Source organism: Clostridioides sp. ZZV14-6153 (assembly GCF_020657855.1).
Classification (GTDB): domain Bacteria; phylum Bacillota; class Clostridia; order Peptostreptococcales; family Peptostreptococcaceae; genus Clostridioides.
This window is the reverse complement of sequence record NZ_JAGWCZ010000018.1, coordinates 1-13,393: the sequence shown is the minus strand read 5'-3', so window position 1 is coordinate 13,393 and position 13,393 is coordinate 1. Positions and strand designations below refer to the sequence as shown.

The 13,393-nt window shown below is 27.8% G+C and carries 9 protein-coding genes and 1 pseudogene; all 10 read left to right on the top strand.

Translation table 11 applies throughout. The annotated features are described in order from the left end of the window. The first annotated feature begins 181 nt into the window (after positions 1-181). Positions 182-1,123 carry a D-2-hydroxyacid dehydrogenase gene (locus KGF46_RS17000; RefSeq protein WP_227829830.1) on the top strand — a complete coding sequence of 314 codons (942 nt, stop codon included), beginning with the start codon at positions 182-184 and terminating at the stop codon, positions 1,121-1,123. Positions 1,124-1,154: 31 nt separating this feature from the next. Then, positions 1,155-2,405 (top strand): DUF1015 domain-containing protein, encoded by a 1,251-nt coding sequence (locus tag KGF46_RS16995; protein ID WP_227829829.1) that lies wholly within the window; start codon positions 1,155-1,157, stop codon positions 2,403-2,405. Between the two features lie 719 nt (positions 2,406-3,124). Beyond that, positions 3,125-6,670 (top strand): diguanylate cyclase domain-containing protein, encoded by a 3,546-nt coding sequence (locus KGF46_RS16990; RefSeq protein ID WP_227829828.1) that lies wholly within the window; start codon positions 3,125-3,127, stop codon positions 6,668-6,670. 233 nt (positions 6,671-6,903) lie between these two features. Then, positions 6,904-8,838, top strand: a complete 1,935-nt coding sequence (locus KGF46_RS16985; RefSeq protein WP_227829827.1) for a YgiQ family radical SAM protein — start codon at positions 6,904-6,906, stop codon at positions 8,836-8,838. Between the two features lie 115 nt (positions 8,839-8,953). Beyond that, on the top strand, positions 8,954-9,949 hold the full coding sequence (locus KGF46_RS16980; RefSeq protein ID WP_227829826.1) for an MqnA/MqnD/SBP family protein: 996 nt from the start codon (positions 8,954-8,956) through the stop codon (positions 9,947-9,949). Next, positions 9,921-10,706, top strand: coding sequence for an ABC transporter permease subunit (locus KGF46_RS16975; protein WP_227829825.1), 786 nt, complete (start codon positions 9,921-9,923; stop codon positions 10,704-10,706). The genes KGF46_RS16980 and KGF46_RS16975 overlap by 29 nt, the downstream gene beginning before the upstream one ends. Next, positions 10,694-11,392 (top strand): ABC transporter ATP-binding protein, encoded by a 699-nt coding sequence (locus tag KGF46_RS16970; protein WP_227829824.1) that lies wholly within the window; start codon positions 10,694-10,696, stop codon positions 11,390-11,392. Before KGF46_RS16975 ends, KGF46_RS16970 begins: the two co-directional genes overlap by 13 nt. A 120-nt stretch (positions 11,393-11,512) precedes the next feature. Next, positions 11,513-11,992: a Cys-tRNA(Pro) deacylase gene (gene ybaK / locus KGF46_RS16965; protein ID WP_227829823.1), complete on the top strand. Its 480-nt coding sequence runs from the start codon at positions 11,513-11,515 to the stop codon at positions 11,990-11,992. 184 nt (positions 11,993-12,176) lie between these two features. Further along, complete coding sequence (locus KGF46_RS16960; protein ID WP_227829822.1) at positions 12,177-13,016, top strand: fumarate hydratase; 840 nt, start codon at positions 12,177-12,179, stop codon at positions 13,014-13,016. A gap of 13 nt (positions 13,017-13,029) precedes the next feature. Then, positions 13,030-13,323 (top strand): annotated as a pseudogene (locus tag KGF46_RS16955) (fumarate hydratase C-terminal domain-containing protein); the annotation flags it as partial. Between the last annotated feature and the right edge of the window lie 70 nt (positions 13,324-13,393).

Genomic DNA, 13,393 nt, shown 5'->3' with positions numbered 1-13,393 from the left:
TTATGAAAATTACATATTAAATTTTTAACAAATATTAATAAAATTTGATATGACTTTAATAAAAAATATTTTGAAAATTATATAAATAGAAAGTGTAATTAAATAAAGTTTTTTAGTGATGAAAATACTTTAAAAAATAAAAATTGGAAAAATTAAGTGAATATAATTGGAGGCGTTTGTTATGTATAATATATTAATTACTGATGGAATAGAGAAAGATGCAGCGAGAAAATTGAGAGAGTTAGATTTTAATGTGATAGAGGAGTTTTATGAAAAGGATGTTTTAGGAGATAAACTTAAAGATGTTGATGTACTTGTAGTACGTTCAGCCACTAAGGTTACTAAGGATGTAATAGACAAAGCATTAGAAGGTAAAAAGTTAAAATTGATAGTAAGAGGTGGAGTAGGATTAGACAATATAGATGTTAAATATGCAGAAGCTAATGGCATAAAAGTTATGAATACTCCAAATGCAAGTAGTATATCTGTTGCAGAACTTACAATAGGTCAATTATTTGTACTTGCAAGATTCATAAATACTGCAAATGTAACTATGAGAGATGGAAAATGGGAGAAGAAAAAATACAAAGGTACAGAAATTAATGGAAAAACATTAGGACTTGTAGGTTTTGGAAGAATTGCAAAAGAAGTTGCAAAGAGGGCAGAACTATTAGGTATGAATGTTATATATACTGATATAATGGGTGAAGCGCAAGGCTTTAACAAATATAGATTCTGTGATATGGAAGAAGTTTTACAAAAAGCAGATTTCTTATCTTTACACATACCTTTTGATAAGAATAAGGGGGCAGTAATAACTGAAAAAGAAATAAATAAGATGAAAGATGGAGCTTATTTAATAAACTGTGCAAGAGGAGGTTTGGTTGACGAAAAAGATTTACTAAAAGCATTAGATGAGGGGAAATTATCAGCAGCAGCTATAGATGTTTATGAGCAAGAACCTACATTAAATCTAGATTTAGTAAATCACCCAAGAGTTTCTCCTACACCTCATATTGGTGCATCTACAGTAGAAGCTCAAGAAAGAATTGGAGAAGAAATTGTAAATGTGATTCAAGACTACTTTCTTGACTTCAACAATCTAATAGGGGTAGCATTATAAAATATTTTATACAATTAGGAGGAATTTAGTAATGGCAACGATTAAACCATTTAAGGCGATTAGACCAAATAAATATATAGTAGATAAAGTAGCAGCACTTCCTTATGATGTTATGAATAGTGAAGAAGCTAGAGAAATTGCAAAAGGGAATCCATATTCATTTTTGCATATAGATAAATCAGAAATTGATTTAGATGAAAATATAAATTTATATGATGAAAAAGTTTATTTAAAAGCACGAGAAAATTTGGATGAATTTCGAAAACAAGAAATTCTAGTAAAAGATGAAAAAGATTGTATATATATATACAAACAAGTTATGGATGGCAGAGCTCAAGTTGGTATAGTTGCATGTATATCAGTTGATGAAAGTTTAGATGGAACAATAAAAAAACATGAGTACACTAGACCAGAAAAGGAAGTTGATAGAACTAATCATATAAAATACTGTGATGCTAATACGGGAACTATACTTGTAACTTACAAACATCAAAGATTAATAGATGATATGATAAATGATTTTATGGATAATCATGAACCTTTATATGATTTTGTAACAGATGACAAGATAGAGCATACAGTGTGGAAGATTGATAGTGATGATATAATATGCAATTTAGTAAATGAATTTGGAAAATTAGATTATTTATATATTGCAGATGGTCATCATAGAACAGCTTCAGCAGAAAATGTAGCTAAAGAAATGAGAGCTAAAAATCCAAACTATACTGGAAGAGAAGAATTTAATTATTTTATAGCAATGATTGCACCAGATGAAAATCTAATGGTTTTAGATTATAATAGAGTTATTAAAGACTTAAATGGTTTAAATGAAGAAGAATTTATAAATAAAATAAAAGAAAATTTTGATATAGAACAAATGGAAGGTAAAGAAAAATATAAACCTGACAAAAAAGGAACTTTCGGGATGTATCTAGGTGATAAATGGTACAAAATGAAGGCAAATAAGAATTTGTTAGACATAGAAGACCCAGTTGACTCATTAGATATTTCTATACTACAAAATTATGTGATTGATGCTATTTTAGGAATTGAAAACCCTAGAGTAGATAAGAGAATCGATTTTATTGGTGGAATTAGAGGTATTGAGGAATTAGAAAGAAGAGTTAATGAAGATATGAAGGTAGCGTTTGCAATGTATCCTACTAGTATTGAGGATTTAATAAGCGTAGCAGATGCAGGCAAGATAATGCCAGCTAAGTCAACATGGTTTGAACCTAAGGTAAGATGTGGACTATTCTTACACGAAATAAATGAATAATTAATAAAGTTAAAGGCTAAAAAGTAAACTTTACTACTTTTTGGCCTTTAATTTTTTATTAAAAATAATAGTATATTAATTGTAAATTATAAGAGATAATTTTTCTAAAAAAGTTATCTTTTTTTTAGATTTCTATATGGAAAAAATTTACATTTGACAGGAATACAGCAATATTGTGTGTTATAATTTAGAATGGAAATTTGTATAGATAGTATTTATGACAAACCTTGAAAGCTATTTTTTATTATTATAGACTATATTGTTATATGAGCAAAAGTGGAAAAATAAAAGGATATTAAAGTGACAGGCTAGAATTATTATTCGGAAACTAAGTTTCAAGTATGAGTATGAAACTTATACTTAGTTAAATTGTTTGAGGTGTTTATAAGCATGAAAAGAATTATAAGGAATTTATTAATATAAGTATTATAAAAGAGAATAATTTTTATATATTAATTAATATATAATTATAAGGAATGTAAAATAAAAATTTTATAGATAAATTTAAATATATGTTGTTTGATTCTAATATAGGAAGAAATAAAATATGTATTAAAATAGGAAGAGATAATATAAATAAGTGCAAGGGTTTACAAAATAGCTTAACAATAATTTGATTTATGGTTGAGAGGTTTATTTTTTCTTTAAATCACTTCCTATTGAAGAATTAAATAATATAAACATATAATATATTATATATAATGAGGATGTGAGTATGGGTGAACAGACTAAAGCCAAAACTTTTAGGTATTAGTGTCTTGTTTATTATTATAATTATTTTAACCTGTGGGGCTATTTTTAAGTTTAAGTTTAAATTGGATAATACATTGAAAGAGACTACACATACATATTTGTCAGAATTTACAGAGCATAATATAATTAATCTTAAGACAAAACTTAGTGGTCAATTTGACATGCTTGAATCTATTGCTAGTTTTATGGGAAATTTAGATAATATAAATAATGAGATGATGATTAATTTAATGGAGTCTGGAGTAAAGCGAAGTTCTTTAATTAGAATGTCTATTTCTGCACTAGATGGAAAAAGTTATTCTAATGATGGAATCATTAGTAATGTAAAAGATAGAGATTATTTTAAAAAAGCTAAAAATGGTGAAAGAAATATATCAGAATCTTTAAAATCTATTATTGATAAAAAAGAAATAATAGTTTTAGCTACCCCTATTTATAAAGATGGAAAAGTAGCAGGTGTTTTAAGTGGAGCTTATGATTCAACAAAATTAAATGAATTGTTGGGGTTATATGCATTTGATAAAAAAGCACACGTTTATATTGCCAAAAAAAATGGAGATGTAATTGCTCAAAATTCAAATGAAAATAGTAAAATATTATCATGTATATTTAAACTTTTTAATAATGATAATTGTGATGAAGTAAATTGTTTAAAAGTTATAAAAGAAAATATGAAAAATAATAAATCTGGATATTCTAACTATAATTTAGATAATAAGAAATTTATGTTAAATTATCAACCACTTGGAATTAATGATTGGTATATTTTTTCTGTTGTACCAAATGAAGTAGTATCTATTCAGTCAGATAATATTTCATTTGATGTATATATATTTGCGCTAGAAATATTATTAGTTATATTAATTTTTGTGGTATATATAGCTTATATTATAAATAACAATACTAAGACTATTATAAATGAAAAAGAAAAATTCAAGGCACTTACTGATAATATATTAGGTGGTGTTAAAAACTGCTTGAAAGATAAATATATGACTATGACCTATGTAAGTCAGGGGTTTTTGGAACTTACAGGTTATTCTGAAGAGGATTTAGATATAGTTTTTAAAAATAAATTTAAAAATATGATTTATAAAGAAGATGTAGACAAGGTTAATAGTATTGTTTTGAATCAATTAAAAAGACAGGATAAAATTGAAGTTGAATATAGAATTGTAAAAAAAGATGGAAGTATAATTTGGGTTTTAGATAGAAGCAAATCTATAAAAGATAGTAAAGGGAATGAATATATACAGGGAGTTTTAACTGATATAACAGAACTCAAGAAAATACAAGAAGAATTAGACTCAAAAATGTTTGAAATAGAGACTATCAATGATAGCATTGTTGGTGGAATAGTGATAACTGAGATAAATGATGATTTTGATAGTATATATTTAAATGAAGGTTATTTAAATATGATTGGATACACACGTAAACAGTTAGAAGATGAACTAGATAATAAATTAATCAAGCTGATTTTCAAAGATGATAGAGCTGGAATGATTGATGATATAAATAAGCAACTTAAAGTAAATGATACATTTGCATGTGAACGAAGAGTTGAAAAACGAGATGGTAGCATTATATGGATTTTATTAAAAGGAAGAAAAATAGTTGATGAAAGTGGAAACTCAGTACTATGTAGTGTAATTGTCGATATTACTTCTGCTAAATTATTAGAACAAGAGCTTAAAAAGAGTGAAGAACGTCATGAGATTATTATAAAGCAGACACAAAATATTATAGTTGAATGGAATATAGAAAAAGACCAAATGAGTATTTCTCCTAATTGGTATAATAAATTTGGCTATGACCCTATAACTAAAAATGCAACTAAAAATATAATCAAATCAGTTGACATATATCCTGATGATATAGATAAGTTTATTTCATTAACCAAGCTTACTTCATCAGGCAGTGAATATGAGGAGTGTGAGATTAGACTTAGAGTTAGAGATACTACTTATGCATGGTTTAGTATAAAAGCAACGACACTGTTTGATGATAATGGAATACCTTATAAAGTTGTAGGTAGTTTAACTGATATTGATGAATCAAAGCGAGAAGCTGAAAAATTAAAAGAGAGAGCGGAAAAAGACCCACTAACAGGCTTATATAATAAAAAAGCATCACAAGCACTTATAGAAGAATATATAACATTGGATAAAAACAGACAAGGGACTTTAATGATTATTGATATTGATGACTTTAAAGGTATAAATGATAATTTAGGTCATTTATATGGTGATGCTGTATTAAGTGAAATTGCAAATGATTTAATAAATTTATTTAGAGCATCTGATATAGTAGGAAGAATTGGTGGAGATGAGTTCATTGTTTTTATGAAAGATATTTCTGAAACAGGAGACATTATGAACAAAGCAGAGGAATTGGTCAAAACGTTTGAGAGGTCTTTTGTAGGTAAAGGATATAATTATAAAATATCTTTGAGTGTAGGAATTGCTAGATTTCCAAAAGATGGCACAGAGTACATGCAGTTGTTTAGAAATGCAGACATAGCTCTTTATTCAGCTAAGGGTAAAGGAAAGAATCGTTATGCCTTGTATGATAAAAAAATTGATAAAGTACAATACATAGCAAATACAAGAAATACAGATGAAAATACCAATATAGAAAGGTCTTTTAAGGAGCATATTACAAATTATATATTTGATATACTGTATGAATCAAATAATATAGAAATGGCTGTAAATTTGATTCTTGATATTGTGGGTAAACATTTTAATGTGAGTCGTGTCTATATATTTGAAAACTCGGATGATAACCTCTACTGTAAAAATACATTTGAATGGTGTAATGAAGGAATAACAGCAGAAATTGAGAATCTTAAGAATATTTACTATGGTCATTTAGGTAATTATCTTTTAAATTTCAATGCAGATGGATTGTTTTATTGTAATGATGTTGATAATCTCAATAGCGATTTAAAAAATTTGCTTAAAGCACAAGGGATATGTTCAATATTACAATGTAAAATTTTAGAAGGTAATGAATTTAGAGGTTTTGTAGGATTTGATGAATGTTCCTATAATCGTATGTGGACTAGTGATGAAGTGGATACATTGACATTTATTTCTAAGATGCTCAGTATGTTTTTATTAAAAATGCGTATCCAAAGTAAACTAGAGGACTCTTTAGAAGTTCAAAAGTCTGTAATGGATAACATGGACATATGGGCTTATGTTGTTGACAGAAACACATATGAACTGTTATTTATCAATAAAAAGATGCTTGAGTCAGCCCCAGATACACATGTAGGTGATTTATGTTATAAAGCACTATGGAACAATCAGAATAAACAATGTAGGAAATGCCCTATGAGCTGTTTAAAAGATGGAACTGATACTTATAAATCATTTATGCGTAACAGAAAGTTTGGTGTAAATGTAAACATAACGACAACTGCTTTAAAATGGTTTGATGGTAAAGATGCATGCTTAATATTTGGTAGTGAAGTAAATAGTGTTGAGTTTGAAGCAAATATTTAAATGAGCTTCTTGTAAAGATTTCCTAACTAATTGAATAAAACGTTTAAATTACTGTATTATAGATTTACTTAAAATCACAATTTTGATTTATTGAACCTAAAACGTTCATATAAATTATTTAAGTTGTGGTTTTAAGTATTTTTTGTGTTATAATTAAGCGTTAAGAACAAAATTAAAAGATACTTTTAATTTTAAGAAAGTATTTGTTAAATATATATTGAGCAGGTGATGATATGGAAAATAGGTTTTTACCAATAAGTAAACAAGATATGATAGATAGAGGATGGGAAGAGCTAGACTTTGTGTTGGTTACAGGTGATGCATATGTAGACCATCATAGTTTTGGTACAGCAATAATATCTAGAGTTTTAGAAAATGCTGGATATAAGGTAGGTATAATAGCACAACCAAATTGGAAGACGACAGATGATTTTATGAAATTAGGAAAGCCTAGACTTGGATTTTTGGTTAATGCAGGGAATATGGATTCAATGGTGAATCACTATTCAGTGAGTAAAAAGCATAGAGATAAGGATATGTATTCTCCTGGTGGAAAAATGGGTTATAGACCAGATAGAGCCACAATAGTCTATTGTAATAAAATAAGAGAAGCATATAGCGATGTTGCAATAGTAATAGGAGGAATTGAAGCTAGTCTAAGAAGATTTGCCCATTATGATTATTGGAGTGATAAGGTTAGAAAGTCAATGTTGATAGATAGTGGAGCAGACTTATTAGTTTATGGAATGAGTGAAAAGCAGATTGTGGATGTAGCTAATGCACTTAATGATGGATATGACCCAAAGTATATTAGACATATTGATGGGACATGTTATGTTTCAGATACATTAGAAGAAATATATGATAACTATATATTGATTCCCTCATATAAAGAAATATGTGAAGATAAAATGAAATATGTAGAGGCTTTTAAAATTCAATATGATGAACAAGACCCATTTAGAGGAAATATAATTGTTCAACCTCATGGAAGTAAGTATTTAGTTCAAAATAAGCCAGAGAAGCCTCTAAATAGAGAAGAATTGGATGAAGTTTATGGATTACCATATCAAAAAACATATCATCCTGTATATGAGAAATCTGGTGGTATACCAGCTATAGAAGAAGTAAAATTTAGCATAGTAAGTTCAAGAGGGTGTTTTGGTAGTTGTTCATTTTGTGCAATAACATTTCATCAAGGAAGAGCTGTTCAAAGTAGAAGTGAGAAATCAATTATTGATGAAGCAGTAGGAATAACAAAATTAAATGATTTTAAAGGATATATACATGATGTTGGAGGGCCAACAGCTAATTTTAGAAGACCAGCATGTAACAAACAAATTACTAAGGGTGCATGTAAAAATAGACAATGTTTATCTCCATCACCATGTAAAAACTTAGATGCAGACCATAGTGAGTATCTACATTTACTTAGAGCTGTAAGAAAATTACCTAACATAAAAAAAGTGTTTGTACGCTCTGGTATTAGGTATGATTATGTAATGGCAGATAAAAATAATAAGTTTCTTAGAGAGCTAATAGAACATCATGTAAGTGGTCAATTGAAGGTGGCTCCAGAACACATATCAGAAGAAGTTTTAGAATATATGCAAAAGCCAGCAGGAAAAACTTATGATAAGTTTAGACAGAAATTTTTTGCTATAAATGAAGAATTAGGTAAAAAACAATATTTGATACCATATTTAATGTCTAGTCATCCAGGGTCTACATTAAATAGTGCTATAGAGTTAGCTGAATATTTGAGAGATACTCATTATCAACCAGAGCAAGTTCAAGATTTTTATCCAACTCCTGGAACACTATCAACTACAATGTTTTATACAGGAATAGACCCACTTACAATGAAGCCAGTTTATGTTCCAAAATCAAAACGTGACAAAGCAATGCAAAGAGCTTTATTACAGTATAGAGCACCTAGAAACTATGATTTGGTATATTCTGCATTAGTTGAAGCTGGAAGAGAGGATTTGATAGGTTTTGGACATCGATGTCTAATAAAACCTAAGGATGAGAAGCCTTATTTTAATAGAAATAATTCTAATAAAAATAAGTCTAAGACTTCTACTGAAAATAAAAAACATAATGCAAATAATAGAAACAATAAAAAACAACAAAAAAGTCCAAGTAAGAGAAAGAAAAAATATTAAAATAAAGCATAGGTAAATAAAAAGATTTAAATAAGAAGGATTATTCGATAAATTAACAGAAATTAATATAAATAAATATAATTATTTTATAAAAAGTTAGTTTTGGGAGGACGAGATGAAAAAGTATATTTATATAATATTATCAGTAGCATTAAGTGTAATTTTTTTAGTGGGGTGTTCACAAGGACAAAATGAAAAGCCAAAAGAAGAACCAGCAGTTGTTAAAGAAGTAAAGGTGGCTGTTCCAGATGGATTGCCAGCGGTAGCAGTAGCTAAATTAGCAAATGAAAATCCAGCAATTAAAGATGGATATGAAACAATGTATAGCATTGAGAAAACACCAGAAGCAATTTCTACTAGAGTAATGAAAAAAGATGTAGATATAGCTATAGTTCCTTCAAATATGGCTGCAATAGCGTATAATAAAACTTCAAGTTATAATATAGTTGGTACTGTAGGTATGGGGTCGCTTTATTTAGTATCAACAGATGATATAAAGGATTATTCTGATTTAATTGGGAAAGAAGTTGGATGTACAGGGAAAGGTCTTACTCCAGATATAACGATAAGAAGTCTTTTATCACAAAAGGATATAAGTCCAGCAGATATAAATTTTAATTATGTAAATTCTGCAAGTGAACTAGTACCGTTATTGGCTGCAGGAAAAATTACAACAGGGATTGTTCCAGAACCTGCACTTAGTACTTTAATGTCCAAGAATCCAGATATAAAAATTATAAAAAGTTTAAATGATTCATGGAAAGAAGTAAGTGGTTCAAAAGATGGATATCCTCAATCTACATTAATTATAAAATCTGATTTTTTAAGAGACAATAAAGAATTTGTAGATTCTTTTTTAGGACAATTATCAAATAGTGTAGATTGGGCAAATAAAAATCCTGAGGAATTAGGTAAATATTCTGAGAATATAAAGATATCTACTGAACCTAAAATAATAGGAAAAGCTCTTGAAAGGGCTAATTTAAAGTACATTCCAGTTAAAGATATGATTAATGATTACAAAAACTACTATGAAAAATTAGCTAATTTTGATGATAAGACGGTAGGAGGCAAAGTACCAGATGAAGCAATATACTTTGTTGAAAAATAAGAAAATTAAAGAACAATTTATAGACAAATTAGAGGTAACACTTTCTTGTGTTATCCTCTTATTTTTGTGGCAAATTATTGCTTTAAAAATTAACAATGATATATTCTTACCAACAATAAATCAAGTCTTTGATAGTATTAAAGAAATCGTATTAAATTCTAATTTCTATATAGACATACTTTATTCAATAGGTAGATGTTTTTTTAGTTTTTTATTTGCTTTGATTTTTGCTATCATATTGTCAATAATAGCATATTTAAGCAGGATTTTTAGAAATTTATTAAAGCCAATTAATGCTCTAGCACGTTCAATACCAACGATGATATTAGTAGTACTAGCACTAATTTGGTTTGAAAAAGATAGTACACCTTTTATAGTTGGGTTTGCTATAGTTTTTCCAATCTTATACGATAGTGTTTTAGGAGCAATATTGAATATTGATAAGAATTTATTAGAAATGGCAAGTGTGTATAAGATAAGGTTTATAGATAAGGTATTGAAAATTTATTTATTAGCTATAAAATTTCAAATTATATCTATATTAGTATCGACATTTTCACTAAGCTTAAAAGTTGCTATAGCAGGAGAGGTATATAGTCAACCTACATATGGTATTGGGACTATGATACAAACTGAAAAAATTAATTTTAATACATCTGGGATATTTGCATGGATAATTATAATAGTTTTAATTTCAGCCATTTTACAAGTAGCTCAAAAATTTTTGTCAAGAAGAGCTTTTTTATGGAAAAGATAAGGTTAAGTATTGAGAATATAAATAAAAAATATGATAATCATATTATATTTAAAAATTTTAATATTGATTTTTACATAGATAATGTTAACTGTATACTTGGGAAGTCTGGATGTGGGAAAACTACTCTCTTAAATATAATAAGTGGTATTATAGAAAATGATACTCGTAATTTAAATATTAAAGAAAGTTCAAATAAAATTGGGAGTAAGTTAGAGGTAAGTTACATATTTCAAGAAGACAGGCTAATAGATTGGCTAACTGTAGAAGAAAACATAAAGATAGTTGTAAATAAATATTACAGTAAAACTCAACTAGATAAAATTTGTGATGAATATTTAGATTTGGTTGGAATTATTAAATATAAAAAATTTTATCCTCAGATGCTTAGTGGGGGCATTAGACAAAGAGTAAACATTGCTAGAGCTTTTATTTATCCATCAAAGACTATTATAATGGATGAACCTTTTAAATCAATTGATGCAAAGAATAAACAAATAATAATGGATAATTTTAAAAATATACTTAAAAAAGAAAAAAGAACTGTGTTATTTGTAACTCATGATATTGAAGAAGCATTATTTTTAGCAGATAATATATTTATTTTAGGAGATTCTCCTATGATAATAAAAAAAGAACTAAAAAATTCTAGAGAATTGGAAAAAAATGAAGTTTTGAAGTTAATATAGAGTTATAATAATATTGTTGTTTTAAAATATAATTATTTTAACTATAATACTCTATTAAAATAGTACAGAATATTCGAAAATATAGATAATGTTCGTATTTTATAAAAAGGAAGTGAATGTATGATTAAAGTAAAAACTAATGCTATGAGAATTTTAGATTCAAACAAAATTGATTATAAGGTACTATCTTATGAAGTCAAAAGTGAACATGTAGATGGTGTTGAGGTAGCACATGATATAGGAAGAGATGTAAATGAAGTATATAAGACTCTAGTAACTCAAGGAGTTAGTAAGAATATTTATGTATATGTAATACCAGTACATGAAAGTTTAGACTTAAAAAAAGCTGCAAAAGTAGCTAAAGAAAAAAGTGTGGATATGATTCATGTAAAAGATATAAATAAGCTTACAGGATATATTAGAGGTGGTTGTTCTCCTGTAGGGATGAAGAAGCTTTATAAGACTTTTTTAAATGAAAGTGCAAAACAATTAGATACAATTATAGTAAGTGCTGGTAAAATAGGATACCAAATAGAATTATCACCACTTGACTTACAGAAACTTATAAAAGTAGAGTTTGCAGATTTAATAAAAAAATAGGTATTGTAGATAGAAAATTAATGACAAAAAAATTATATAATTAATAAAATAAATAATGACTTAAAAATAAACATTTAACTACTATTATGTAATTGACATAAAAATATTGAGAAATTTTAAAAATGATGGTAAAGTGTAAATATGATTACGAATATTTTTTATAAAGTAATGGAGGGATGTTCGCTTGAGAAAGATAAAATCTGAACAAATTGTTGAACAAGTAAAAAAACTTTGCATAGAAGCTAGTTTATACTTAGGAGATGATGTCTTAAGCTGTATAAAAGAGAAAGCTAAAACTGAAAAAAGTGAAGTTGGAAAAAACATATTAAATATATTAGTTGAAAATGCTGAAATAGCAAAGAAAAAAAATATACCAATATGCCAAGATACTGGTATGGCTGTATTTTTTGTTGAGATAGGACAAGAGGTTTTAGTTGAAGGAGATACAATTACTGACGCTATAAATGAGGGAGTAAGACAAGGATACGAGGAAGGATACTTGAGAAAATCTGTTGTAAGTCCAATTAGTAGAATAAATACAAAGGATAATACTCCTGCCATTATTCATTATGAAATGGTAAAAGGTGATAAAATTAAAATAGAGTTTGCTGCTAAGGGATTTGGAAGCGAAAATATGAGTAAAATGAAGATGTTAAAGCCATCAGATGGATTAGAAGGAATTAAAAAATTTATTATTGATACAGTTTCAGAAGCTGGACCTAATCCATGTCCTCCTATGGTAATTGGAGTTGGTATAGGTGGAACGGTAGATAAATGTGCTCAAATAGCTAAAAAAGCACTTTTTAGAGAACTAGGTGAATTTAATGAAGATGAAAATATTGCAAAATTAGAAAGTGAATTATTAGCCTCTATTAATAAATTGGGTATAGGACCTCAGGGGTTAGGAGGAACTACAACAGCTTTAGGTTTAAATATAGAGACTTTTCCTACACATATAGCAGGTCTTCCTGTTGTTGTAAATATAAACTGCCATGCATCGAGACATAAAAAGGTAGTAATTTAGGAGGAAAAATAAAATGATAAAGATAACTACACCTGTAAGTGAGATTGATATAGCTAAATTAAATTGTGGAGATACAATTAGTCTAAGCGGTATACTTTATACAGCAAGAGATGCGGCTCATAAAAGATTGATAGATTGTATAAATAAAGGTGAAGAGTTACCATTCGATGTAAATGGTCAAGGTATATACTATGTAGGTCCTACTCCAACAAAACCAGGAGAAGTTATAGGAGCAGCAGGTCCAACGACGAGTTATAGAATGGATGATTTAACTATACCTCTTTTAGAGAGAGGTCTTAGATTGATTAAAAAATAGCTACGCACACTCGTGACTTTAGTCATGAGTTAGTAGCTAAAATAGTCAGCATATAGGGAAA